The organism is Nitrospina gracilis Nb-211, assembly GCF_021845525.1.
In the GTDB taxonomy this organism is placed as follows: Bacteria; Nitrospinota; Nitrospinia; order Nitrospinales; family Nitrospinaceae; genus Nitrospina; species Nitrospina gracilis_A.
In genome coordinates, this window is the sequence record NZ_JAKJKD010000001.1 from 2,588,870 (window position 1) to 2,613,117 (window position 24,248).

24 protein-coding genes are annotated in these 24,248 nt (G+C 57.2%); 8 read left to right on the plus strand and 16 right to left on the minus strand.

Annotated features, from left to right (window positions below):
• Positions 1–2: 2 nt before the first annotated feature.
• The 14 genes from J2S31_RS12210 to J2S31_RS12275 all read right to left on the minus strand — a co-directional run bounded on the left by J2S31_RS12210 (position 3) and on the right by J2S31_RS12275 (position 14,432).
• Positions 3–644 (minus strand): DUF502 domain-containing protein, encoded by a 642-nt coding sequence (locus J2S31_RS12210; protein ID WP_237099371.1) that lies wholly within the window; start codon positions 642–644, stop codon positions 3–5.
• Positions 645–726: 82 nt separating this feature from the next.
• Complete coding sequence (locus tag J2S31_RS12215; RefSeq protein ID WP_237099372.1) at positions 727–2,331, minus strand: tetratricopeptide repeat protein; 1,605 nt, start codon at positions 2,329–2,331, stop codon at positions 727–729.
• Positions 2,331–3,863 carry an AAA family ATPase gene (locus J2S31_RS12220; protein WP_237099373.1) on the minus strand — a complete coding sequence of 511 codons (1,533 nt, stop codon included), beginning with the start codon at positions 3,861–3,863 and terminating at the stop codon, positions 2,331–2,333. The genes J2S31_RS12215 and J2S31_RS12220 overlap by 1 nt, the downstream gene beginning before the upstream one ends.
• Before the next feature lie 9 nt (positions 3,864–3,872).
• Entirely contained in the window at positions 3,873–5,840 is a 1,968-nt protein-coding gene (locus J2S31_RS12225) for a secretin N-terminal domain-containing protein (RefSeq protein ID WP_237099374.1), read from the minus strand.
• A 137-nt stretch (positions 5,841–5,977) separates the two neighbouring features.
• Positions 5,978–6,403, minus strand: a complete 426-nt coding sequence (locus J2S31_RS12230; RefSeq protein WP_237099375.1) for a hypothetical protein — start codon at positions 6,401–6,403, stop codon at positions 5,978–5,980.
• Positions 6,404–6,410: 7 nt separating this feature from the next.
• Positions 6,411–6,998 carry a hypothetical protein gene (locus J2S31_RS12235; protein WP_237099376.1) on the minus strand — a complete coding sequence of 196 codons (588 nt, stop codon included), beginning with the start codon at positions 6,996–6,998 and terminating at the stop codon, positions 6,411–6,413.
• Positions 6,995–8,803 (minus strand): type IV pilus assembly protein PilM, encoded by a 1,809-nt coding sequence (gene pilM / locus J2S31_RS12240; protein ID WP_237099377.1) that lies wholly within the window; start codon positions 8,801–8,803, stop codon positions 6,995–6,997. Before pilM ends, J2S31_RS12235 begins: the two co-directional genes overlap by 4 nt.
• Positions 8,804–8,979: 176 nt before the next feature.
• Complete coding sequence (locus tag J2S31_RS12245) at positions 8,980–10,083, minus strand: hypothetical protein (RefSeq protein WP_237099378.1); 1,104 nt, start codon at positions 10,081–10,083, stop codon at positions 8,980–8,982.
• 1 nt (position 10,084) lies between these two features.
• Positions 10,085–10,576, minus strand: a complete 492-nt coding sequence (locus J2S31_RS12250; RefSeq protein WP_237099379.1) for a type II secretion system protein — start codon at positions 10,574–10,576, stop codon at positions 10,085–10,087.
• A gap of 4 nt (positions 10,577–10,580) precedes the next feature.
• On the minus strand, positions 10,581–11,045 hold the full coding sequence (locus tag J2S31_RS12255) for a prepilin-type N-terminal cleavage/methylation domain-containing protein (protein WP_371831635.1): 465 nt from the start codon (positions 11,043–11,045) through the stop codon (positions 10,581–10,583).
• Positions 11,042–11,503, minus strand: coding sequence for a prepilin-type N-terminal cleavage/methylation domain-containing protein (locus tag J2S31_RS12260; RefSeq protein ID WP_237099381.1), 462 nt, complete (start codon positions 11,501–11,503; stop codon positions 11,042–11,044). Before J2S31_RS12260 ends, J2S31_RS12255 begins: the two co-directional genes overlap by 4 nt.
• A gap of 125 nt (positions 11,504–11,628) precedes the next feature.
• A complete protein-coding gene (locus J2S31_RS12265) occupies positions 11,629–12,762 on the minus strand; it encodes a KamA family radical SAM protein (RefSeq protein WP_237099382.1) in 1,134 nt (377 codons plus the stop codon).
• 17 nt (positions 12,763–12,779) lie between these two features.
• On the minus strand, positions 12,780–13,022 hold the full coding sequence (locus J2S31_RS12270) for a glutaredoxin family protein (protein WP_237099383.1): 243 nt from the start codon (positions 13,020–13,022) through the stop codon (positions 12,780–12,782).
• A gap of 12 nt (positions 13,023–13,034) precedes the next feature.
• On the minus strand, positions 13,035–14,432 hold the full coding sequence (locus tag J2S31_RS12275; protein WP_237099384.1) for a hypothetical protein: 1,398 nt from the start codon (positions 14,430–14,432) through the stop codon (positions 13,035–13,037).
• A 180-nt stretch (positions 14,433–14,612) separates the two neighbouring features.
• Between J2S31_RS12275 and J2S31_RS12280 the strand changes: the two genes are divergently transcribed.
• The 8 genes from J2S31_RS12280 to J2S31_RS12315 all read left to right on the plus strand — a co-directional run bounded on the left by J2S31_RS12280 (position 14,613) and on the right by J2S31_RS12315 (position 22,470).
• Positions 14,613–16,058, plus strand: a complete 1,446-nt coding sequence (locus J2S31_RS12280; protein WP_237099385.1) for a circularly permuted type 2 ATP-grasp protein — start codon at positions 14,613–14,615, stop codon at positions 16,056–16,058.
• A gap of 45 nt (positions 16,059–16,103) precedes the next feature.
• Entirely contained in the window at positions 16,104–17,087 is a 984-nt protein-coding gene (locus J2S31_RS12285; RefSeq protein WP_237099386.1) for an alpha-E domain-containing protein, read from the plus strand.
• Entirely contained in the window at positions 17,084–17,818 is a 735-nt protein-coding gene (locus tag J2S31_RS12290) for a peptidase (protein ID WP_237099387.1), read from the plus strand. The genes J2S31_RS12285 and J2S31_RS12290 overlap by 4 nt, the downstream gene beginning before the upstream one ends.
• Before the next feature lie 18 nt (positions 17,819–17,836).
• Positions 17,837–18,724, plus strand: a complete 888-nt coding sequence (locus J2S31_RS12295; RefSeq protein ID WP_237099388.1) for a transglutaminase family protein — start codon at positions 17,837–17,839, stop codon at positions 18,722–18,724.
• Between the two features lie 9 nt (positions 18,725–18,733).
• Positions 18,734–19,420: an LON peptidase substrate-binding domain-containing protein gene (locus J2S31_RS12300; protein WP_237099389.1), complete on the plus strand. Its 687-nt coding sequence runs from the start codon at positions 18,734–18,736 to the stop codon at positions 19,418–19,420.
• 208 nt (positions 19,421–19,628) lie between these two features.
• Positions 19,629–20,933 carry a sensor histidine kinase gene (locus J2S31_RS12305; RefSeq protein ID WP_237099390.1) on the plus strand — a complete coding sequence of 435 codons (1,305 nt, stop codon included), beginning with the start codon at positions 19,629–19,631 and terminating at the stop codon, positions 20,931–20,933.
• Positions 20,930–21,580, plus strand: a complete 651-nt coding sequence (locus J2S31_RS12310) for a response regulator (protein ID WP_237099391.1) — start codon at positions 20,930–20,932, stop codon at positions 21,578–21,580. The genes J2S31_RS12305 and J2S31_RS12310 overlap by 4 nt, the downstream gene beginning before the upstream one ends.
• A 230-nt stretch (positions 21,581–21,810) precedes the next feature.
• Positions 21,811–22,470 carry a putative metal-binding motif-containing protein gene (locus tag J2S31_RS12315; protein ID WP_237099392.1) on the plus strand — a complete coding sequence of 220 codons (660 nt, stop codon included), beginning with the start codon at positions 21,811–21,813 and terminating at the stop codon, positions 22,468–22,470.
• 223 nt (positions 22,471–22,693) lie between these two features.
• Here the strand turns inward: J2S31_RS12315 and J2S31_RS12320 are convergent, their stop codons facing one another.
• Entirely contained in the window at positions 22,694–23,185 is a 492-nt protein-coding gene (locus J2S31_RS12320; protein ID WP_237099393.1) for a hypothetical protein, read from the minus strand.
• 166 nt (positions 23,186–23,351) lie between these two features.
• Positions 23,352–24,245: a CDP-alcohol phosphatidyltransferase family protein gene (locus tag J2S31_RS12325; protein WP_237099394.1), complete on the minus strand. Its 894-nt coding sequence runs from the start codon at positions 24,243–24,245 to the stop codon at positions 23,352–23,354.
• Positions 24,246–24,248 lie beyond the last annotated feature (3 nt).

Sequence of the window (24,248 nt, forward strand, 5' to 3'; positions counted from 1 at the left end):
CCCTACTCCTTTTCCGGCGGCGGTTTCTTTTTTCCTTCCCCGGTGGCAAGGCCGAAAGACATGAGGTACTTCATGCCCTCTTCCACCGAGATGTCCATGGGCGTGACATCCTTGCGCGGCAATACCAGGTAAAAGCCGAGGGTCACATTGGGGATCAGCGGTACGAACACATTGATGGGGTCCTCCCCGGAATGTTCCTTCACCTCGCCGCGCGTGCGTCCCGCCACCAGGCCGAACATGCGCATGCCTTCGTGCGGATACTTCACCACCACCACCTGATCGAACGAACCCGTGTCCGCCTCGGACACCGAATCGACCACTTTCTTGATCGTGGTGTAAACACTGCGGACGATGGGTGTCTGGTGCAGGATGCGGTCGCCCAGTGCCACCAGCTTCTTGCCGAAAAAGTTGGTGGCCACCAGCCCGACGGCGAAAATGAACAGGCAGACCAGAAAGAATCCGAGTCCGGGAAGATAAAAGTCTTCGGGGAGAGGCAGGCTCCAGCGCACGATGACGAGCGAAATCCACGGCGCCATGACCCTGTCCAGCAGATTGATCACGAAGGCCAGGACGAAGATGGTGAGGCCGACAGGGAACAGGATCAGCAATCCCGCGATCAGGTTTTTTTTGAAAAATCGTTTCACAGCGGACCTTTCACACCCATGCGGGCGTGCCCGGTGCAGGCGGAAATTCAATTCCGCATTTTACCAGTTCCGGGGACCGGCTTTACGACTTTTCTTCGAGTTTCTGGATGTGGTCCCGCACCTTCATGGAGAGTGCGGAACGGGTGGGACCGGCCAGGTCGACAAACCGGTTGTAATGCTCGATGGCTTTCTCCAACCGGCCCGTCTGCTCATACAGCAGGGCGAGGTTGTAATGGCCTTCCGGCTGGCGGGGATCCAGATTGATCATCTTGCGGTACAGCATTTCGGCGCGCCGGAACTGGCGTTGCTGTTTGTACAGAATAGCCAGGTTGTTCATGCTTTCCACGTTTCGAGGATCGATTTCCATGGCTTTCTCGAAATTGCGGATGGCCCTCATGCCGTCGCCGAACTGATAGTACAGGAGGCCCAGGTTGTTGTACGCCTTCACATAAGCGGGGTCGAGGCGCACCGCCTGCAACAATTCGCCGATGGCATCCTGCAGGCGGCCCATTTCCTTGTAAATCAGAGCCCGGTTGTTGTGGATGCGGGCGTTTCCGGGGTCCAACTTCTGCGCTTTTTCATAATATTCCAGCGCAGCGAAATAATCCTTATTGCGGTGATGGAACGTGGCGATGTTAAAGTAACGCGACTTGTCGTCCAGCGCTCGAGGATCGAATCTCGTTTTCATCTTTTCCGCGGCGGCTTGATCCGTTTCGTTAGAGGAAAAGGAAATGGATTCGTCCCCCACCAATTGTTGTCCGGTCTGTTCGGGAACGGTGATCACCGGCTGAACGCTTTCAGGCGGCGTTGGATTCTCTTTCAGCAGGCTCGTCACCGGCACCTCCTGCGCCAGCTGAATTCCAGTTGTGCCGGATTCGGTTTGCGGTGGATTGACCTTTTCAGGCGTTTCGGGTTGTACGACCGCCTTTGTCTCCACACTGGATTCGGTGCCCAGTCCCTCCGTCAACGCCGCCACCTGCTCCAATGGCGACTCCGGCTTGACGAAAGGTTCATACGCGATGACTTCTTCTTTTTCAGGAGATACGGGGGAAACCGCCGGCACGGGCTTGGTTTTGGATTTCTTTACCGATTCCTGAGCCGTTGTGGTTTGTGTTTTTTTCCGAGACTCGTTTTTGCCGGTCTTCCCCGTGGAGGATTCTTTCAGGGTCTTTTTATTCTTCGAACCCGAAAGCACCGGCGTCACTGCAGCCATGTTTTTTCCCGGTTCCTTGCCCGGTTCCGGAAGCTTGTGGTCCTTGCCGTTTTTTGAACCCGCTCCCTCATTCAATCCGGGTTCCGGTGCCTTAGCTTTCTGGTTCATCGCCAGCACCGCGAGCGGCTCCGGTTTGCTTACCGGCGGTTCCTCAACATCATTCAGCGTGAATTGGGAAGCGGAAACCGTTTCTGTTTCGATCACCGGCTCCGGATTCGTATTTTTACGAAGCCCGCCGGGATCCGGGGGCTTGACCAGCAGGAGCGGCTTGACCTCGGCTTTGTAGTTTGAGGAAGGGATGAAGATGGTCATCAATCCACCCGCCAGGATCAACACCCATCCCAGGAGGGAGAGGATTCTTTGCGATTGGGGGGACAGATTGGAAAAAACGGAACCGCGAAAAGGGAGTGGCGCGGACTGTTCCTTGTCGCGTTCCTTCTGCGCTTTTTTCAGACTGTCCGCGATGAGGCTCATCAGAGACCGCCTTCTATGACCTTGGGACTGTATGAAAGCAGAATGGGTTCGCTGCCTGGCCTGTCCAAACGTTGCATATGCTCACGGGCTTGTTGAATTGTATCATAGGGACCGACATAAACAATGTACCAGGGCTTGCCGGAAATGATTCTTTCATGGATGTATCCCGGAAAGCCTTTCCTTTCCAGGTTCTGCAACACCCGGGCGGCTTTGGACTGCTTGCTCCAGGAGCTGATCTGGATGCGGAACAATTCCTTCTTGGCCGATGCGGTTAGATTGAGAGGCAGGCGGATGATGTTTTCCTCGGAAATTCCCTTGAATGCTTTTTCAGGAATCCCGGCCGGGTTTTCCACCGGTTTCTCTTTGGACGGGACCACACCGGGTTTCTTTTCCGGAGTGCTTGCGACGGGAAGCGACTTCGGCTTCGGGGTCACGGCCGTTTTTGCTTCCGCCAGAGTGTCCATGGTGAGCACCGAGCCGATGGAGTGCTTCAGGTTTTTCATGGTCCGCGAAAAAGCGGAATCTCCCTGAACAAAAAACAACGTGCCCGCGACAAAAAACAGGATCGACGCCGCCACCGCAAGCCGCAGCTTCATGACGAAATCGAAGCTGGAACGCTGATCGTCATCGCCCAGCAGGCTTTTGATCGCCTGCCGCACGTGTCTGGCGTCGATGCACTTGGTGCGTGCGTTGTACCCTGCCAGCAGGGCGCGGTCGCAGACCAGGTTGATCAGCCGCGGATATCCCTGGGTGTACGAGTAAATCGCCTTGAACGCCGCCCGGTTGAAGGTGACCCGCGGCGTGGTGGATGCCACCCGCAGACGGTGATACACGTACGTGCGTGTCTCCTCACTGGTAAGCGGCTGTAATTCGTACCGCACCGAAATGCGCTGATTGAGCTGTTTGAGTTGTGGCAGGTGCAGTTTTTCCTCAAATTCCGTCTGGCCGACAAAAATGATCTGCAGAAGTTTCTGTTTGTCCGTCTCCAGATTGGACAGCATGCGAATCTGCTCCAGCACATCGAGAGACAGGTTTTGCGCTTCATCGATGATGACGATGGTGGAACCGCCCTTGGAGTACTGTTCCAGCAGAAAATCATTCAGGGCGTCCAGCAATTCTTTCTTGGACGCGTTTCTCAGCCACCTGGCCTGCTCCGCGGTCCACTTGTCCGGACGCTGGCCATTTTCCGTCACCGAAATCTCGGAGTCCGCCTCGTTCCATTTTTGTTCCATGTATTGCGGCCGAACGCCGAGGTCCTGCACCAGCGCCCGCAACAGGTCGGATGAAGAAAGGATGGGGTTCAGGACCAAAGCCACCTTGTCTTTCTCGTCGATGTTCTCCAAAAGAACGCGGCTCAGAGTCGTCTTGCCGGTGCCGATGCCGCCGGTGATCGTCATGAACCCTTCCCGCTGGGAGATGCCGTACATCATGTGATCCAGAGCCTCCTGATGCATCTCGCTGAAAAAGATGAACCGGGGGTCCGGGGTCAGACTGAACGGCTTTTCCTTGAAATTGTAAAAAACGGTATACACAGCGCCCCCCTATTCTCCCACCATCGCCTGGGTCTGCGTGGGATTCATGAATTGCTTGAACCGCTCCTGTTCCAGTTTTAGACGTTCATCGATGGACTGCCCCACCATGACCTTGGGTGTGAGGATGATAACCAGCTCGGTTTTTTCATCCACATTGGCTTCGTATTGAAACAGTTTTCCCAGGATGGGAATCTTGCCGAGAAAGGGCACCTCATTGTTGTCACGCGAACGCGTGTTTTTCATGAGTCCACCGATGACGATGGTCTGTCCGCTTCTGGCCATAACCACGTTGTTCGATTCACGCACGTCCAGAATGGGAACCCGGTTTTGCCCATCCGGAGAAATCCGCTCCCCGGCCCGCTCCGACACGCTGGTATTGATGCTCATGATCACGGTGCCGTCCATGTTGATCTGCGGCAGAACGTCGAGCACGATGCCGATGGTGATCTGCGACGGCACGAACTGAGTGGCCGACGCCTGCGTGGTGGTGGCGGGAATGACGATGGGCAGAAAGAAAATGTCCTCCGTTCCCACCTTGATCACCGCGCGCTGATTGTTGAGAGTGGCGATTTTCGGGCTGGACAGCACGCTGACATTGCCCTGCTGGCCGAGCGCATCGATGAGTACGCTGATCTGGGTATTGCTGAGCCCGTAAAAGAACCCGCCCGCGCCGGCGGCGAGGGTGCCCAGGGTGCCGTTTGCACCGCCGGTGTTGGAAAAGTTGAACGGCTGGCCGGGGCCGGGGGTCAATCCCTGAAAAATGTCCGGGTCGCCGTCGTGAATGATCCGGATCGGACTCACCTGGCTCCAATCCACGCCCAGACGGTATTGTTCATTCAGGTTGACTTCCAGAATCTTGGCCTGGATGAATACCTGCCGCTGAACCGAACCCTCCACCGCCTCCAGAAACTCCGCCACTTCCAGCAGAACATCCGGGTAGTGGTGCACGATGACCACTCCCGCCTGCCGGTTGATGGTGAAATAGCTTTCCTTCTTTTCCGCATTTTCGTCGGTCGGGCTGGGCAGTTTGCTACCCGCTTCATCATCACTCACCGGCTGGGTCTGGGCCGTGGGCGGAGTGATGCCCAACAGATTCCCCAGCAAGCCACTCTGTTGCTGACGATTGGAGCCCGACTGCGGAGAACCCGATTGCGAGTCCTGAAAAATCTTTTCCTCGTCCATCTGGTTGGGATCTTCGATCTTGCCCTCGACGATGCGCTTGAGTCCAAAGAAAATCTCGCGCCACAGATCGTTGCGCTCCGAGGTGACCATCTGGGTGAAGGTGCGGTTCATCAATTGGTTCTGCTGGTTCCCTCTATTGTTGCCCCCGCCGAACCCGCCTCCAGACCCGGAATTGGTGGAGCCGGACACCACGCTGTTCTGAATGCCCGAGGTGCCCTGCCCGCTTAAGGACTGCACGTTGCTGACCCCCGCCCGCTGGGACACGATGTAGTTGAGGCGGAACATGCGCGTTTCCATTTTCTGTTTGAAAACGCGAATGAATTTGCCGTCGAATTTGTAATCGAGATGCAGGGGGCCGAGAACGTTTTCCAGCGCTTCCGAAATGGTGACGTCCTTCAAGTCCACCGTCACTTTTTTGCGGATGCCGGGATCGATGACGACGTTCTGACGCACGCCTTTGGACAAGGCGAGCAGGATGTTCTTGATGTCCGCGTCCTTGGCTGACAGGGTGAAACGCGGACCGTTCCGCTTCAGTTGCTCCAGGCGGATGCTTTCCTCGCCCAGGCTTTCCGGAACGAACTCCGGCTGGCTCATCAACAACTCGGAGGAAGGCACCTGGCCACCGGGTTGCGGGCCGAAGGTATCCGGTTCCTGACTGTCGAAGGTCTGGTTGAGATCTGCCTCATTGGTTTTGGAGAGCGGCAAATCGTAATACGGATTGGACGCGCACGACACCCCGCCCCACAAAATCCACGCGACAGCAAAGGCACAGACCGGTTTGTTTAACCTTGCCATAAGTCACTTAGAAAGTATTAAAATTTGTTTAAATTTGATTACAAATCTTACACCCAAAAGACCCGGAATACCAGCAAAAAATCAAGGGTTTTCCAATTTTTTCAATGGGTTGCTAAAGTCGGCGGACGCCGGGAGGATCAGGGGAGAGTGCGATCCACTTTCAAAGGAAGGGGTTCCAGCCGCAGGGTCCGGGACTTTTTGTTGACCATGAGCACCACTTCGTCGCGGCCGATATCGATGATTTCGTGGCCGAACAGGGTGTCGCCCACCAGAAAGTTTTCGTCATTGATCACCGCCACGGGACGAGGCCCGCCCCACACCACCGCCTGCAGGGTGAGCGGCGGCAATTCGGGAGCCTTGGTTTCCTTCTTTTCCTGCGGCGGCTCCACCGCCTCCCCCTTGCGGGCCTGGTAATGCACCCCGGGCGGCAGAGCAAACGGATTGCCCTGGAACAAATCGCCGCTCCGCGCCGCATACGCAGGGCCAGAGGGCCACAACAGCAAAAGGACCGCCACGGCTCCGAGCCCCAATGCAATTTGAAGTTGAATGCGATTCCGGTTCATGGCTTCCTCATGAAACCAGCAATTGGAGGATCAACTCCGACTCCACCAGCGGATGCGTCTCCCGGGTGCGGAGGATGCGGAGTTCCTTGATGGTCAAAACTGCCGGGATGCTCTCCAGCGATTTCACAAACCGCTTCACGCCCTGGTAATGGCTTTTGATGGCCAGCGTCATCGTCACCACGCGATAACGTCCTTCCTCAAACTCCATGTAGGACTCCCGCGAATTGAACCGCAACATTTCCGCGCGGTTGCTTCTCGCCTGCCTGCGGAGGGCATGGACGATGTCCTCCACGTTTTCGGTCATGCTGGCCTTGACCTCGGAGATTTCCCTGTGAAGGGTTTCAATTTCGGAGTTGGTCCGTTCAATTTCCCTGGCCAGTTTTTCGGCGGAGGATCTATTCAATACCAGTTGAAAACTTTCGATATTGGTCTTGACCTCACGGGTGCGCGCATCGATGCGCTCCCGTTTCTCCATCAGGGGGGCAAACTCGAGTTGGTAATACCCCACCCCAATGACCACCATGACGGTGATGATCAAAAGCACCAATTCCCGTGTCGACAGTTTGTCCAGCCAGGACGGTTCATTCAGGGTCATGTCTTTTTATCCTGAAACGGTTCCGGGGCCACCACCGGCACCAGGAACAAGGCAAAATCAAGCCCCTTCTGCGTGTACTTGTCCTTATCGGTCACCTGCGATTCCAGGAGTTTGACGTCGGCGAACCGGGGCTCGGTTTTGAGTTCTTTAAGAAAATCTTCCAGCGTTTTGAGCACTCTCTGCCTGCTTCCAAAAATGGTGCCCCGCACCAGGAATCCCCAGCCCTTCCGCGCCACACGGTTTTCTATCTCTGCCGATTTCGGCCCTTTTCCATTTTGCTCATACTCGCCGAAAGTGACCTGTTCCAAAGCCATGTTCCAAGACACCCGGGACGCGATGCCATCCAGCACCAGAGGCAGATCGATCGGTGCGATTTCCTTTTTGGGAAGCTGGGCCTGCTGGGCCAGCAACTGTTCCTTGATCGTTTTTAGTTTTTCCAGCTTGCGTTTCGGCATATCCAGCGACACGAAACGTTGACGCAACTCATTCAGGTGGCGTGTCTCCAGCGCCAGAGCCTGCTCCTTCTCGAAGGTATCGACACGCAGGAACAAACTGAACGCGGCCAACAACAGAATGAGCAGGGGAACGGGCGCGAACCGGGTCAGTTCCTGAATGCGCTTGGAAAACGTTTGACGCAGGTGTTCCGGATACAGGTTGATGTGTTTGCACTGATCGGCGGCGCACCCGGCGGCGCCCACCATGCTGTAACCGAAATCTTCGGCATCCCCTTCCCGCTTCAACCTGCTGGAAACCTCCAGTTGAGCCAGAGGATTGTAGGCGGTGACTGTCAGGTCCAGCCGTTGATGGACGTGATCGAGAAATCCATGAAGCCCCGCCGCGCCCCCGGTGAACACCACCCGCTCCACCGTCGTCATGATGTAGGAGTTGCTGAACGAATCAATCGAACGCTCGATCTCTTCCACCTGGCGTTCGATGACCGGCAGAATGCGGTTCCGGATTTCACTTGCGGGTATGCGGTCATGGGTTTCTTCATAACTGCCTTCCGCCGGCAGGCCATAGCGAAGCTTGATCTCCTCGGCGCGTTTTTCATCGACCGTCACCATGCGGCCGCTTTCCGTCATGTAGTCGCCGACCAGCGCCTGCGTGACATTGATGCCGCCATTGGGGATCTCGCGGGAGAACAGGATTTCCACTCCCGTCACGAAGTACACGCGCGTGCGCTGGGAACCCATGTCCACAAAACAGGTGGTGTACCCTTCCTTGTGCGTGTCCTCCACCCAGACGCTGTCGTATTCCTCCAAAGCGATCGGGTGCGGCAGGATGCCTTCCACCTTGAGCCCGGCGTGGTGCACTATGGAGGACAGCCGCTCCATTTCCTCGAGCGGCGCGATGACCGCCAGCACCTCGTCGAAAGGCAGACCCTCCTGCGTGGCCTCGCCCAACACGTGGTAATCCACCACCGCTTCTTCCGGGGGAAACATCATGTCTTCCCGCGTGTCCCATTTGATCGCCTCCACCACCTCGTCTTTCGGCATCTTGGGAATCTGGATTTTGCGGACCAGCACGTTGTAATTGCCGATCGTCAGAAACACGCGCTTGCTTTTGATATTGTTACGAGTGTAGAGCAGGTGGATGAGTTCCGCGATCATCTCCACATTGCCGGAGCTCTCGGCAATGGATTTCGGGATGACCTGGTGACCGTAATTGCTGATAAACCACCTTCCCCCCTTGGAATGGAGTTCGACAATCTTGATCGAATGCGAACCAATGTCGAGCCCGACCGCCGACTTGCCTATGGGGATGGCAGGAAGCGCTGTAAATTGGGGAAGAGAGGGAAGCTTCATCCCACCGCCTCAAAAAAAGGGAAATACAAGCCGTTTCAAAGGCTTAAATCTGACTTACTGCGATGCTCCATTTTAACCCAAACCCGACCATCCACCTAATACTATTTTTTTCAATGACTTACAAAACACCCAAATAAAGCGTTTCTTTTGCCCCTTTCCCGGCAACCCACCTCAAATCAGGGACTGCACTGGTTGTACTGGGGGGAGTTCATCCCGGCCGTTGCGGCCCAGGTGGCCGTGGTGTTTTTCTTTACGTCCACGTCGTCGGCAAGGATGGCTCCGGTGAGGATGGACCGCTTGTCCAGAATGACCTTTCCATTGGAAATGAGGCCGCCCACAAAAAGGGCGTCATCCGTCAGGGTCACGTTCCCTTCCGCCAGCAGAAGCGCATCCGCGGCATCGCCCCCATTGACGTTGATCACGGCATTATTTCTCATTTCAAACAACCCGGCCGTTTGAATGGTCAGGGTGCCGTTGACGATGATTTCCGAGTCATCCATCATGCTCCAATTCCCGCCAACATTGATGGTGACATTGCCGTTGATGGTCAAACTGCTGGCGTTTCTCATGTTGTAATTATTCGCAACCCAGATGGTGACATCGGAGTTGATGGTGATGTTGTAGGAGACCAGGTGGTCGTAACTGCAATAGTGGTAGGGCGCAAGAAGAACCGGGGCATTCAACATGACAATGTAATCCAGATTGGGACAGCCGGCGGGGGTACCGGGAAACACAACCGGATCGACCAACGCCGGGCTGGGACAATACCCCGTCTCCACCGTTCCGGTCACGTTGGCCTGCGCGTGGATATTCGGGGCCTGGCAGGAGGTGACGACGTTCACTCCCAGTTTGCAGGAGGGGACCTGCATAATGGTTTTGGAAACTTCGCGCTGGGCCCCGCGGTAGGTACCGACGGAGGTGACGACGACGGTCATCGAGTCGATCGGAGCGAAGGTGATGTCGAACTGCCCGTTGCCGGACCCGAAAGTTTTGGTGAAGCCCGCGGTCAGAAGAGTCCAGTCGGTGTTGGCGGTCACGGCGGGACACGCCGGATCGTTGTTCAGCAGGCATTTTTCCGTGTAGCGCAGGCCGGACTCCGCCGTCATCAATGCGTTGGCTCCGGTGGAAGCGAGTGAGGCCCCATACTGCTTGGTCTGCGTCTGGGTCAGGAAACTCAGCGAGATCGCGGCCACCAGAGTCGCGCCCAACAGTACCATCACCAGCGCCGCAATGCCGCGCTCGTTGTCCAGCGATTTAAGTTTGTGTTTCCGGTTCCACATATCAACTCAACGTTCGCGGCCGCACCGCCGAGGTCAACGTGAAATCGCCGCTCAGAGTACCGGTCAGGGTCAGCGAAATCGTGTACCAGCCGCCGTTGTCGGTGATCGAAAAGGCCGTCATGTTCGTCGCGATGGTGGTGGTGGCGCTCCCCGTGCGTTGCAGGATGTCGCCGCCGGGACTGTACGTGTAACTGACGCCGCTCGTGGTTGTGTCCTGCGCATAGCCGAACTGCTTGTCGAAGGTGATGGTATTGCCCGTGATGTTCACCGTCGCCGGATCGGCAATGCGCAACTCCCGCACCAGCATTTCCATGGCAACGTACGCCCGCGTCACCCGGTCCACGCGCTCCGCGTGCCTCTGGTCCACTTCCGCCGATTGGAACAGGAACTGCGCCCCCACCGACACCATCACACCCATAATCACGATGACGAGAATGATCTCAATCATCGTCATGCCATGTTCATTGTGGATGGAGCTCATCGGTTGCTTCATGGCGTCAATCCGTCGCGAACAGGGCGTAAAAGGAAACCGGCGTCATGCTGGCGCGCGTCACCGTCAGCGTGACTTTTTTGGCAAACGTGGCTCCGGGGTTGGAGGTGTCCGGATCGTTGGCATCGACATCCGCCACCACCCAGGCAAACGTGTAGGCGCCGAATCCGGGAACCGTGCACTGCACCTCGGTGACCGTCGCCTGGAACGCGGCGCAGGTATAGGTTCCCGCCGCCGGAATCTGCGTGCGCGTCTTCTCCGCGATCGCTTCCATCTGCAACTGCCCGAGTTCCGCCGCTTCGATGGTGTATTCCGGGATCACGGACCCCTTCAATGCCGAAAAGGCAATCATGACCGAAGGCACGGCAATCGCCACGATGAGAATGGCGATGATGATTTCCATCAGGGTGAAACCCTCCTGAGAACGAGAACGCAGTCTCCCCGGCCGGTTTTTAAATATTTGATGCCTCATGAAACGATCACCCTCCCGGAGAATGCTTCCACAGTGATGGAATGGTTGGAGCCATCGGGCGCGGTGAGCGTGATGGTGCTGATGGTCTGGGGTTCGCCGTATTTGTTGAAGTTGATGGTGCCGCCTGTGGATATCGTGACGCCCCCGGGAAACGTGCGGCTGGCGGTGAACGCGCCGACGGGGTCGGTCAGCGTGTACGAGGAAGAGCCACCGGAAAACGTGATGCCGATGGGGCTGCCCGCAGACGGGTTGCGTGACATGGCGAGTTCCTGCGCGAACTTGAGGTCCGCCGTCACCATGCTGGTGGCGCTGTTCAGGGGAATGGCGTCCGACGCCAACCGGGGCAGAAACAACGCCCCCAGTATCCCCACGAGGACGACTACCAGGACCGCTTCCACCAGGGTGAAGCCGTATTCGTTGCGAGAGGTATTTGAAAGAAGGTGACGCCGCCCAGCCATGATCCCCTGCTTTTTGGGTTGTCAAAAAGCCCGGGAACCCGATGGATGAGTCACAAGGGCCTTACAAACAGTATAAGGCCATTGGCGTGAATGAAAAGGAGATTGAAGTTTTTAAGTGAGTCGTTTCAGGCGAGTTCGCACAACTTGCTGGAAGGCGCCGTTTGTTCCGCCTGCGGTGTTTTGCGCTTCGGCTGTTTTTCCACCGGCTGGGGATAGCGGAAAGTCTTGCCTTCGAAATTCCGAACTATGACTTCCTTGTCGGTGAATTCGACGACCGAATCCGGAAGCAGACGCACCTTGCCGCCGCCGCCCGGCGTGTCGATCACGAAGTAAGGCACCGCCATGCCGGAGGTGTGGCCCTGCAGGCCGCGGATGATCTCCAGTCCTTTTTCAACCGAGGTGCGGAAGTGGTCGGTGCCGACAGTCATGTCGGCCTGGTAGAGGTAATACGGTTTGACGCGGACGCGCAACAGTTTCTGCACCAGTTCCTTCATCACCTCCACCGAGTCGTTGACGCCTTTCAGCAGAACCGTCTGCGCGCCGAGCGGCAGACCCGCATCGGCCAGGCGGTTGCAGGCGACTTCCACTTCCGGCGTGATCTCGTCCGGATGATTGAAGTGCAGGTTGGCGTAAAGGGGGTGGTATTTTTTCAGAATTTCGCACAGCTCCGGCGTGATGCGGTCGGGCAGCGTGCCCGGCACGCGCGTGCCGATGCGGATGATATCCAGATGCGGGATGTCGCGCAGGGCTTTCAGGATGCGTTCGAGTTCCTTGTCGGGAACCAGCAGGGGATCGCCGCCGGACATGATGACGTCGCGGATCTCCGGGTGCTGGGCAATGTACTCGATGCCCTGGCGGAGCGTTTCGCGGGTGACGATGCCGGGAAAGCCGATCTTGCGTTTGCGCGTGCAGAAACGGCAGATGATCGGGCACTGGTTGTTCAGCATCAGCAGGACCCGGTCCGGGTAGCGGTGCACCAGCTCCGGCACGGGCATGTCCTTTTCCTCGTTCAAGGGATCGGAGTCCAACCCCTCTTCCACATTCAGCAGGTCGTCCAGCTCTTCCACCGTGGGCACCACCTGTTTCCACAGCGGATCGTGTTCGCTCTTCACCTGTTTCAGGAAATAGGAATTGATGCGGATAGGAAAAATCTCCGCTACCTTTTTCAGTTTTTCCCGGTACTGTTCGTCGCCGGAGACGAAAGGCAGATCCTCCACCTTGACGACGCTGTCACTCAATTGCCTTTGCCAGGATTGCATGGCTACCTTTTCCGATTTCAATTGGAGTTGTTGGAATACGTGGATTTCAGGTATCGGATGATTTCGTACTCGTCATGCAGGATGACGTCGCCATCGACGAGCACGGGAACGAAGGTTTGACCGGTCAGTTCCTTGACTTCCAGCCGCTGGTGGTGCGGCGCGGGGACCATGATGGTTTCGTAATCGAGGTCCAACTGTTCGAGCGCGGATTGCACCATGGTGCAGTACCCGCAACCGTAAACACTATAAAATTTAATCATTTTCGCTTGTCTTCACTTTCCGGCGGCGCATGGTACCATGACCGCATCCACCATACCATGAATTTTCTTTTTGTCCTGCGGACACAGGGTGGCGAGAACACCACCCAAAGGCGCCGTCTCTCCGGTCACGAAATAATACGGTGTCAACCGCACCCGGCACTCCATCGTTTCGATGGCTTGCGCCGCGTGGTTCCAGAAGGATTGCCGAAACCGCCTGCCCTTATGAAAGGCCTGCAGAATGTGCGGCTGTGCGGGAAATGCATTCAATGCAGACCGCAACGCCTCCTGCCACTGTTCGGCGGGGACATCATGCCCGACAACCACGCCGCGGCTCCCCCAGGCGTTTGGACTGAACCCGGAAGGCTTGATGACCAGTTCCCGCTCCTTCTGGGTGAGATCAGATAACACATTCCAGTCATTGACCTTATCCCCGCGCACCGAAAGACCGGGAATGACTCCGTGAGGCGGCAGGGGGCGTGAATCCAACACCCAGGTACTTGGAATTAGATGGTTCAGGAGTTTAAAAGTTTCATCTCCCAGCGCTTTTTCCCACCAGGTGGCAAGAGCCGGGTGATGAAACAGGGCGAAACTCAGTTTCTCTTCCAGGTGCGGCTTGTACGGCGGGGTCGCCTTCACCCTTCCCTTTTTCACGGCATAGGCCACCAGTTCCGCTTTTGGGATGTTCTTCAGGTCGAACAGCTCGAAGAAACGGTAGATGACATCGAGAGCGACCTCATGATCCCCGTCCCGTACAAAGAGGCCCTCTTCCTTAAAGAGCACGTCCCGCGGATGGACGACATGCACCGGCCGCCCGGCTTCCCTCAGCACGCGCCCCAGGTACTGCATCTCGTTCAGGTAATCCACCGCCTCGTCGGAAACCACGATCGCCGCAGTGCATCCTTCCACTCCGGCCGCCGACTCCAGCATGCGGTAGAACAACTCCGGGATGCCGCCCGCCTTCGCCCCCACGATGTCCTCCTGCCCGTACAACGACATCAACTGCGCGGTGACGCCGAAACCGCCGGGCACGGAATCGAGTTCGGTGACGGCAAAACCGTCGTCGAGCACCATGACGTCGGGACGGATGATGCCGGGAAGCCGCCCCTTGAAGCGGTTCATGCGCGCGAGGTCGATCAATTCCGACGGCTTGCCCGCATCGAGGTACTCGGCGATCCATGCCGGCAGTTTGCCCTTGGCGCTGTCCAGGTACAGGCGGTTGAGAGCGGTGTAAAACTTGAGCAGGTGGCCGCCCAGGCTTTCAAAAAACAGGACGTCCTTGGCAGGCAGGAAAAACGGTTCCGGCGAGATGCGCCAGGTGTTGGCGGCGGCGTCCGATTTCGTCGAATACACTCCGGACGCCACCAGGGCGTTTTCAATATCGGTGCAAATGGATTCAGGGCCGGCGATCATATTCCTATTAATAGCTGGTGAAAAGGTGGACCAATTACGGCTATATTCTATAAAGATGCCCGGTTTGCCAGAAAGGTTCTAAATGGTTGCGAGAACGGGGCCCTGGGGATGCGGTCCACCTTGACGCCCGTCGCCCGCTTTTTCAGGTCGCACATTCTGTGTTACCATTACACGATTCATATGAATTTCAAAGATTACGACCCCGGCCATTTTTACGACGAGATTTTTGAAGCCTCGGGCCGCGCCCGCCCGGGCGTGGAATCGCTGGTCGATCTCCTCCACAATCTCGAAAAAGGCGACCTCCAGCGCCGTCAGCGCGCCGCGGAGACCATCCTGCTCAACCTCGGCATCACTTTCAACGTGTACGGCGCCGAACAGGGCGTGGAAAAGATTTTTCCGTTCGACATCATCCCCCGCACCATCAGCGCGAAAGATTGGGATTATATCGAGCGCGGCGTCAAGCAACGCATCTTCGCCCTCAACGAATTCATCAAGGACATTTATTCCGAACAAAAAATCCTGAAGGACGGCGTGGTGCCGAAGGAACTCATTCTGTCCTCGGAGCCGTACCGCAAGGAGTGCATCGGCCTGCGCCCGCCGAAGGGCATCTGGGCGCACATCACCGGCACCGACCTGGTGCGCGACCGCGACGGCCAGTTCTATGTCCTGGAAGACAACCTGCGTTGCCCTTCCGGCGTGTCGTACGTGCTGGGCAACCGGCAGGTGCTCAAGCAGACCTTTCCCGGCATCTTCGGCGCCATGCGCGTGCGCCCGGTGGACGCCTACCCCAACCTGCTCCTGCAGGTGATGGATCATCTGGTGCCCGAATCGGTGCGCGACCCCTGCCGCGTCATTCTGACGCCGGGCATTCACAACTCGGCGTACTTCGAACATTCGTTCCTCGCGCGGCAGATGGGCATCGAACTGGTGCAGGGGAGCGACCTCGTCGTCTCCGACGGCTTCGTGTACATGCGCACCACGAAAGGATTTCAACGCGTCGATGCCATCTACCGCCGCATCGACGACGATTTTCTGGACCCGAAGGTGTTCCGCAAGGATTCCCTGCTGGGCTGTCCCGGCCTGATGGAAGCCTACATGAAAGGCCGCGTGGCGCTGATCAACGCGCCGGGCACCGGCGTGGCGGACGACAAGGCGGTGTACCGGTACGTGCCGAAGATCATCCGCTACTACATGAACGAGGACTGCATTCTGCCCAACGTGCCGACGTACCTGGCGGAAAATCCGACAGAGCGCGGCCACATCATCGACAACCTGAAGAACATGGTGGTCAAGGAGACCAATGCCTCCGGCGGCTACGGCATGCTCATCGGCCCGGCCTCGACCTACCGCGAACGCAAGCTGTTCGAGGACAAGATCAAGGCGAACCCGCGAAACTACATCGGCCAGCCGGTGATCCAGTTGTCGCGCGCGCCGATCCTGGTAAAAAACCGCTACGAGGGCCGCCATGTGGACCTGCGCCCGTTTATCCTTTATGGAGAAGACATCGAAGTCATCCCCGGTGGGCTGACCCGTGTGGCGCTCAAGAAAAACTCCCTCGTCGTCAACTCGTCGCAGGGCGGCGGCAGTAAAGACACGTGGGTGCTGTACGATTCGCAAAACAGATGAGGTTCTTATGACCGCACCGTCTTCCCAAATCCATGGAGTGGTTCCATGCTGAGCCGCGTCGCCGACTCTTTGTACTGGATGAGCACGTACCTCGAACGCGCCGAGAACGTGGCGCGGTTCATCGACGTCAACCTGCATATGATCCTCGACCTGCCGCTCCTGCTGGACCAGACCAACCACTGGAAACCGCTGGTCCACATCACCGGCGACGAGGAGTATTTTTACGCAACCTACGGCGAGGCCACCCGGGAAAACGTGATGCGGTTTCACACCTTCGACCGCAACTACCCGAACTCGATCATTTCCTGCGTCACCGCGGCGCGCGAGAATGCGCGCAGTATCCGCGAAGTCATTTCATCCGAGATGTGGGAGCAGATCAACCAGTTTTACCTTCTCGTACGCATGGAGGAGTCCAACGGCAACGCGCTGTCGAACCCCTTCGACTTCTTTCACGAAGTGAAAACGGCGAGCCACCTGTTCAACGGCGTCATGGATTCGACGATGACGCACGGCGAGGCGTGGAACTTCGCGCACCTGGGCGGCATGCTGGAACGCGCGGACAAAACCTCGCGCATCCTCGACGTGAAATATTTCATCCTGCTTCCCAAGTTGGAGTATATTGGAACGCCCGTGGACGACACCCAGTGGGCGGTCCTGCTGAAATCCACCAGCGGCCTCGAAATGTACCGCAAGCAGTACAAACACATTTCACCGGACAACGTCGTGGACTTTCTTATTCTGAACCGGGAGTTTCCCCGGTCGATCCATTTCTGCCTCAACGAAGCTGAAGAGGCGCTGTCGAAGATCACCGGCTCGCCGCCCGGAACCTACCGCAATAACGCGGAGCAGACGCTCGGCCGCCTGCGCTCACGCATCAACTACACCAACGTCTCGGAAATCTTCTCCTACGGCCTGCACGAGTACCTGGACGATTTGCAGGCGGACCTCATCCAGATCTCGCGGGAAGTCGGCCGCACGTTTTTCTCGCTGGAACCGCCGTCCTTTGAAAGAGGAGCACGGCAGGCATGACCTTCTGTATCGGCATCAAGGTGGCCGAGGGGCTGGTGGGCATCGCCGACTCGCGCCTGACTTCCGGCACGGAGCAGATCCGCGCACGCAAGCTGTCCATCCACTACCCCGGCGGCAAACCGATGTTCGTCATGTCCTCCGGCCTGCGCTCGGCGCGCGACAAGGCCCTCACCTACTTCGAAGAAGTGCTGGAGCAGGAACAGGAAAACTTCGACAAGCTGTACAAGGCGGTCAACCGGCTGGCGTCGCAGGTGCGCAAGGTATCGGATGAGGACAAAAAGGCGCTGGAGGAGAGCAACCTCACCTTCAATCTGCACGCGCTGGTGGGGGGACAACTGGAAAAAGATGCGGAACCCAAACTGTATATGATCTACCCGCAGGCCAATTGGGTTGAAATCGGGCAGGGGACTCCCTATCATATCATCGGAAATTCGGCGTACGGCAAGCCCATCTGCGACCGGGCACTCCGTTACGACACCGATCTCAAGATGGCGCTCAAAATCGGCGCGTTGGCGTTCGACGCCACCCGGCAGAGCGCCACAGACGTTGGCTTTCCGCTGGACGTGGTGGTGTACCAGGCGGCAACCAGAACCATGCTGGAGTACAGTTACAAGGAACGGGATCTTCGCCAGGTGTCGCAGTGGTGGAAGAACCAGATCCAGCGTTCGCTTCAGGCCCTGCCTTCGGACTGGGTGGAAGCGTTATTCAACCAATCCTCTCCGTCTCCCTGACTTCCGGAGGTTTCCCTTATGCTGTTTCGCATCGAACACACCACCCGCTTCATTTACTCGGACCGCGTGCACATCGAACCGATGACCCTCCGTCTGCGGCCGCGTTCCGACTGCTGGCAGAAATTGCACACGTTTTCACTGAACATCGATCCCGCACCCAAGGGCCTGACGGAATCGGCGGACCTGGAAGGCAATTCCGTCGCCTCCATCTGGTCCACGGGCCTGCTGAACCGTCTGTCCATCGAGGCGGTGTCGGAGGTCGAAACAACGCGGGAGAATCCGTTCGATTTCATTCTCACTGACAGCCAGGCGCTCAGCCTGCCAATCAATTACGACGCGGGCTACGGCAACGCGCTCGACCCCTATCTCACACGCGAGTATTCCAGCGACGACGTGCACGAGTTCGCCGACACCCTGCTTAAAGAATTCGGCACCAACACGATTTCGTTTCTTACCAGCCTCAACCAATACATTCATGAAAACTTCCACCGCGTTCTGCGCGAACAGGGTCCGCCGTTGCATCCGTCGGAACTGCTGAAGACACGCGAGGGCGCGTGCCGCGATTTCGCGGTGCTGTTCATGGACGTCTGCCGCGTGCTGGGGCTGGCCACGCGGTTCACCAGCGGTTACTTTTTTAACGAGGACGATGGATTCGACGAGCACGAACTGCACGCATGGGCGGAGGTGTACCTGCCCGGAGGCGGCTGGCGCGGCTACGACCCGACGCACGGCCTGGCGGTGGCGGACCGGCACGTGGCGCTGACCTCCGCCTGCAAACCCGCCCTCACCGCTCCCACCTGCGGCATGTACCGCGGCACCGGCATCTCCTCTTCCCTCGAATACAATATCCAGATCACGCGCATCGATACGTTGGAAACCCACAACGCGGACCCGATGGAAGACTGAAGGGGACTTATGACCGATTCTCACTCCGGCACCACGCCCAAACGCATTTCCCTGTTCCCCCTGCCCACGTCGGTGTTTTACCCGAAAACGTACCTGCCGCTTCACATCTTCGAGCCGCGTTACCGCAAGATGATCCAGGACTCCATCGACCGCGGCCAGTGGATCGGCATGGTTCTGCTGGAACCGGGATACGAAGAAGAATACTTCGCCCGCCCGGCCATCAAGCAGGTCGGGTGTATGGGCAACCTGGAGAAATGGTTTCAGTACGACGACGGTCGTTTCGACATCGTGTTGAACGGACGCTCGCGGTTCCGCATCGTACGCGAGGTGGGGGACGCTCTGTACCGCGAGGCGGAGGTGGAACCGCTGGTCTCCACCCACGACACGCCGCTTGTGGAATCGCCGCCGCAACTGGATGAACTCACCGCACTCTACCGGAAATTCATCGAACACCTGCCGCGCAAAAACGCGCACAAGGTGGAACTCGACCTCACCAACTGCAAGACGCTGGGCGAAGCGGTGGACCGGGTGGCGTACATGTTCGACTCCGCTCTCGATCAGAAACAAACCTTCCTCGAAGAACCGGACGTATTGAAGCGTCTGGAACTGATCAAGGCCCAGATCAGCCTCAAACTCGAAATCGTGCAACGCGCGCGCAGTTTCTCCAAAGTCAACTGGGACGTCCGCATGAACTGACCGGGCGTGGCCCGGGGCAAACGGGCAATACGTTCCTTACGCCTTGAGAGTTTCGGGGCGCAAGTCGATAATCAGTCACCCCTCCCCCCACTCTTTTCTCCCTTTCTTGTTCCGGTCCGTTATTTCCTTTACCGTGATACAATTTTCTCCGGCGGTCGATGCGGTGGAAATCCTTCCTCCGGCGACCCCGCATGGGAAGGGCGGTTGAATGCGTGACACCCAGAGACAACGGCTGGTATTGATTCTGATCATGACAAGCGCCGCCTTTGTCGTGGTGTTCCTCGCCATCTTCCTGCTGTACCGCACCGCGTTCGAGGAAGAGAAAGCCCGCCTCATCGAAACCGCACAGAGCCAGGCACGGTTGATGGAAGCGGTGGCGCGGTTCGACAGCGTGTACAGCCACAACTATCCCGAAGGCACCGAAGCGGCGACGCTCAGCCAGTTCATCGAAGCCCACAAGCAGTTCAAGGGATTCGGCGACACCGGCGAATTCATCCTCGCCAAGCGGGTGGGCGACCAGATCAAATTCCTGCTCAGCCACCGTCATTCCAGCCTGATGATTCCGGACTCGATTCCCTTCGACTCTCCGCTCGGCGAACCCATCCGCCGCGCGCTCAAGGGCCAGGCGGGATTCATGGTGGGCCCGGATTACCGCAATGTGATCAGCCTGGCCGCGTTTGAGCCGATCGAGCACCTGCACCTGGCGTTGGTGGCGAAGATCGACCTTGCGGAAATCCGCGAGCCGTTTTACAAAACGGGGCTGTTGGCGGTGACGGTGGGCGCGGGGGTCATCGGCGCCAGCATCATTTTGTTCTGGCGGCTCAGCAACCCGATGGTGGAGGAGATCACCCGCTCGCGCGAACAACTGAGGCAGTTGACCCACCGCCTGCAGGCGGTGCGTGAAGAAGAACAGACACGCATCGCCCGCGCCGTGCATGACGAACTGGGGCAGGCACTGACCGCGCTCAAGATGGAGATCACCTGCCTGCAGGACGAGCTCGACCCGGACAACGCCGAGCACAGGCAATCTTCCGAAACTATGACGCGGCTGATCGACCAGACCATCGCCGCGGTGCAACGCATCAGCACCGAACTGCGCCCACGGCTTCTGGATGTGTTCGGCCTGCCGGAAGCCATCAAGTGGCAGACGCAGGAGGTGCAGAAACGCACGAACATCGAATTTGACTTGAAAGACATCGACCAACAGGTCAAGCTGGATGAGGAACGAAGCACCGCCCTGTTCCGCATTTTTCAGGAAACGCTGACCAATATCGTGCGGCACGCGCAGGCCAGCCGCGTGGCGGTTCGTTTGAGGCAGGAAAACCGCCACGTGGTGATGGAAGTGCAGGACAACGGCATCGGCATTCGCAAACATCAAATCCACCGGCCGCAGTCGCTGGGCCTGCTGGGCATCCGTGAACGCGCACTGGTGTTGCAGGGCAAGGTAACTTTTCAAGGTGTGCCCGGTAAGGGAACCACCGTCACCGTCAAACTTCCGGTAAATCACAAATGACCAGCCAGCAAAATTCCTGCATCTCCGTCCTCATCGCCGACGACCATGAAATCGTGCGGCAGGGCATCGAAAAAGTTATCTCCAAAACCGCCGACATTAAAATCATCGGTCAGGCCGCAACCGGACAGGAAGTGATCGATCTGGTCAAAACACTTCGGCCCGATGTGGTGTTGATGGACATCGAGATGCCGGAGAAAACCGGATGGGACGTGATGGTGGAACTCAAGGCGCTGGCGCCGAAACTGCCGATCCTCATCCTGAGTATTTTTCCGGAAGAACACTACGGCATGCGCTTCATCCGCGCCGGGGCGTCCGGCTATCTCAACAAGGGAAGCGCGCCGGCGCAGATGGTGGAGGCCATCCGCAAAGTGCATGCGGGGAAAAAATACGTGAGCCCCGAGCTGGCGGAAAAAATGATTCAGGAAATGGGACAGCACGTGGAGGAGCAACCCCACCAGCGCCTCTCCGATCGCGAGTTTCAAATCTTCTGCATGATCGCATCCGGCAAGAAACTGAAAGAAATCGCGGACGAGCTGTCGGTCGGCATCACCACCGTCAGCACCCACCGCCACCGCATTCTGGAAAAAATGGAGATGAAATCGAACGCCGATCTCATCCATTACGCCATCAAGAATAAACTAATCTAAGAAAATACCCTTATTTTTCAATAAGTTAATCACCTCTCCGCCTGTTCTTTCCGTCGTAGTTCTACGACACCCCGTCGCAAGACCTTAACACCTAAAATCCATATCGCGACGATACCCCCGTCTGGGCAAACGTTTTATCTTAGACACAATACAGTTGACGCACGTTTGGAATTCAAGATCGACCGAACAATTGCAGGACCCACTTCTCCTTTAACTAGGAGGGAAACAAGATGAACCGGAAATTCGCGACCACTTTACTTACTTTTGCCCTGTTGGGCTTTTTGGCAGGGCCTGCAACCGCCTCCGAGGTGTCTGTTCAATTCACCACGACGAGCAACCACAGCAACTCGGGCCAGATTGAAGGCAAGGCGGTTAGCTGTTCAGGAAAATTCAACCCTCAAGGGACGATTGTTCATATTCCTGGTGTATCGGTATCTACAAAACTCCCCCCCGATGGCATCTTCACGCTGTTATTCGTCCCTGAGGGTACTCATAACCTCGTCTTCGAGCGCAACGGACGCACCCTCCGTTCACTGAACGCGATCGAAGTACGGCCATCGCAGAAAACCCTGCTCGGCAGTGTTGAACTCTGCCCGGACCTGGATGGCGACGGCTATGCCGTTACTGCGGATTTCAACGACCACGACGCCACCATGCATCCGGGTGCGCGGGAAATCTGCGATCGCATTGACAACGACGGAGATGGGGAAATCGATGAAGGTTGTTCCTACCGGAAATGTCCGAAAGGCGGAAACTTCTGCCTCAGCAACTGGAACAACAGCAATCCCGCTTATCGCGGCTCTGTGAAAAACCAGAGCTGGGATTTGGAAACTCCGGAAGTCACCTTATTCCACACAGGCCGAATCAAGACCGATTCTCAAGTTCCATAGGCCTGTGGTGCCCGTGGCCTCTCCCCCTTCGAGGCCACGGGCCCTCCCTTTTTTCTCCCACTCTTCGCTTCGCACCCAGCACCTTCCTCCTTTCACACGAAAAGCCCGTCTCCTCCTGGCACCGTTCATCCCTGCAGGCGCATCTGCGCTCACGCCATGCACGTCAGCACACGGACCCTGAAGCATGCTCAAAGCGTGCACCGGATTTTGGTTTTGAGGAGATTCAGCCTTCGCTTGATTGCAGGTGGCCGGTAACCGGATCTACCTGAAAGGCGTTGCGGATCCATTCCAGATGCCGGTCGGTCTGCACATCGACCGTGTCGTGCCCCTTGCTGTAACGCACAAACACGCCGTCCGGTATGGGCCCGGTGTTGGGTTGGTAGGCCAGTTGTAAAGGCACCGATTCCACTTCCTGAAGGCCCCGCTTATCATTCCATTTGTAGTATTGGATGGGTGAGTACTCGTTGGCGCTCACTGTGGGATCGAAAACTCCAAAATACAGCATGTCCCCCTCCCAACCCAGAATCAGGGGAGCGATGTTGGGGTATTGTCTGGGATCAAAGGAGACGCCGATCTGAGTGAGCTCGCCCGGATGGTGGGCATCCACAAGATATATCCGGGCTTCCTGGCGGAGCACCTTGGGAACGCCGGGATTGGGAAAGCCGATCAGCCCGTTCGGCCATTGCCACTTGAGGTATTTGACGGCAATGGCCATGAGATGGGTGCCGGGTTTGGCACGAACATTTTCAATGTCTGCATAAATCTCCGGTTCGCGATACGTGCACGCCAGGGTGGAACACAGAAGTCCAAACAGAAGCAGGTTGCGAATCCGGGCAACCCATTTATGGGGCCGTACCCCGCATCCCCCCGTCCCTTGCGGGTTATCCAACTCCGGAGGATTTGAATCGTAGAATTTTCCAGACATGCAACCCTACCCAATATGAGTTTCCCAAGTACAATACAAGATGAAGGAATAGGGACAGTTGGTCAATCAGCGAAAATCCGATAAGAGCCATGGTATTTGTACATACACACATAGGCCCCATTCCTATTAGGAAATAGGCGTCGCCGTACCACCGTTCATACCCTTTCTGATTGCCGGGAACATGGGCAAACCTGCGGCTGATTCGATCGAGGGTTTCTATCAACGCATCCTGCCATCCATATGCAAAATTGTGAAAGCGTTGCAGACTGTATAACAACACGCCGCGATCCCCTTTTTCATAAGTACGGCGCTCTTCTTCGGTGATGGTTTCATCGGTGCGGTTCTTTTCATAACTGCCGACGAGGTCGGTGTAGCTCACGTAGTAGTACACCCAGTAACTGCAATGCAACAGCGCGCTGACCAGTGCAAGCAGACCCAGCGTCCAGATCCACCCCGGATGGTCTGCTTCACGCGCCACCTGCCAAATGACGCCCGCATACACCAGCACCGTCACCACGAAATCGGAAAACGAATCGAGAAAGCGGCCGAGGCGCGACTCCTCCCCACGCAGGCGCGCCAGGTTGCCGTCCACGTTGTCGCAGAACAGCTTGCCATAAAGAAACACCGCACCCCAGATGAGCGCGTGCTCACCCTCGGAAAAATAAAACGCGGCGGAAATCAGCCCGGAAACAAGGGCGAGGATTGTAATGTGGTTGGCGGTGACAGGCAGAGGATACAGCGCTTTCACCGCCCAGCGGTTGGGGAAGTACCAGATCTCGTTGATGTCGAAAAAACCACACCCCGGCGGCAGTTTCTCCATCTTGCTCCAGTCGGGGCTGGCCTCCTGCATGGG

Excerpts from the sequence above, each read along its gene's own strand:
- J2S31_RS12215 (WP_237099372.1), bottom strand. The coding sequence starts at position 2,331 with ATGAGCCTCATCGCGGACAGTCTGAAAAAAGCGCAGAAGGAACGCGAC.
- J2S31_RS12225 (WP_237099374.1), bottom strand. The coding sequence starts at position 5,840 with ATGGCAAGGTTAAACAAACCGGTCTGTGCCTTTGCTGTCGCGTGGATT.
- J2S31_RS12230 (WP_237099375.1), bottom strand. The coding sequence starts at position 6,403 with ATGAACCGGAATCGCATTCAACTTCAAATTGCATTGGGGCTCGGAGCC.
- J2S31_RS12235 (WP_237099376.1), bottom strand. The coding sequence starts at position 6,998 with ATGACCCTGAATGAACCGTCCTGGCTGGACAAACTGTCGACACGGGAA.
- pilM (WP_237099377.1), bottom strand. The coding sequence starts at position 8,803 with ATGAAGCTTCCCTCTCTTCCCCAATTTACAGCGCTTCCTGCCATCCCC.
- J2S31_RS12245 (WP_237099378.1), bottom strand. The coding sequence starts at position 10,083 with ATGTGGAACCGGAAACACAAACTTAAATCGCTGGACAACGAGCGCGGC.
- J2S31_RS12250 (WP_237099379.1), bottom strand. The coding sequence starts at position 10,576 with ATGAAGCAACCGATGAGCTCCATCCACAATGAACATGGCATGACGATG.
- J2S31_RS12255 (WP_371831635.1), bottom strand. The coding sequence starts at position 11,045 with ATGAGGCATCAAATATTTAAAAACCGGCCGGGGAGACTGCGTTCTCGT.
- J2S31_RS12260 (WP_237099381.1), bottom strand. The coding sequence starts at position 11,503 with ATGGCTGGGCGGCGTCACCTTCTTTCAAATACCTCTCGCAACGAATAC.
- J2S31_RS12265 (WP_237099382.1), bottom strand. The coding sequence starts at position 12,762 with ATGCAATCCTGGCAAAGGCAATTGAGTGACAGCGTCGTCAAGGTGGAG.
- J2S31_RS12270 (WP_237099383.1), bottom strand. The coding sequence starts at position 13,022 with ATGATTAAATTTTATAGTGTTTACGGTTGCGGGTACTGCACCATGGTG.
- J2S31_RS12275 (WP_237099384.1), bottom strand. The coding sequence starts at position 14,432 with ATGATCGCCGGCCCTGAATCCATTTGCACCGATATTGAAAACGCCCTG.
- J2S31_RS12280 (WP_237099385.1), top strand. The coding sequence starts at position 14,613 with ATGAATTTCAAAGATTACGACCCCGGCCATTTTTACGACGAGATTTTT.
- J2S31_RS12285 (WP_237099386.1), top strand. The coding sequence starts at position 16,104 with ATGCTGAGCCGCGTCGCCGACTCTTTGTACTGGATGAGCACGTACCTC.
- J2S31_RS12290 (WP_237099387.1), top strand. The coding sequence starts at position 17,084 with ATGACCTTCTGTATCGGCATCAAGGTGGCCGAGGGGCTGGTGGGCATC.
- J2S31_RS12295 (WP_237099388.1), top strand. The coding sequence starts at position 17,837 with ATGCTGTTTCGCATCGAACACACCACCCGCTTCATTTACTCGGACCGC.
- J2S31_RS12300 (WP_237099389.1), top strand. The coding sequence starts at position 18,734 with ATGACCGATTCTCACTCCGGCACCACGCCCAAACGCATTTCCCTGTTC.
- J2S31_RS12305 (WP_237099390.1), top strand. The coding sequence starts at position 19,629 with ATGCGTGACACCCAGAGACAACGGCTGGTATTGATTCTGATCATGACA.
- J2S31_RS12310 (WP_237099391.1), top strand. The coding sequence starts at position 20,930 with ATGACCAGCCAGCAAAATTCCTGCATCTCCGTCCTCATCGCCGACGAC.
- J2S31_RS12315 (WP_237099392.1), top strand. The coding sequence starts at position 21,811 with ATGAACCGGAAATTCGCGACCACTTTACTTACTTTTGCCCTGTTGGGC.
- J2S31_RS12320 (WP_237099393.1), bottom strand. The coding sequence starts at position 23,185 with ATGGCCATTGCCGTCAAATACCTCAAGTGGCAATGGCCGAACGGGCTG.
- J2S31_RS12325 (WP_237099394.1), bottom strand. The coding sequence starts at position 24,245 with ATGCAGGAGGCCAGCCCCGACTGGAGCAAGATGGAGAAACTGCCGCCG.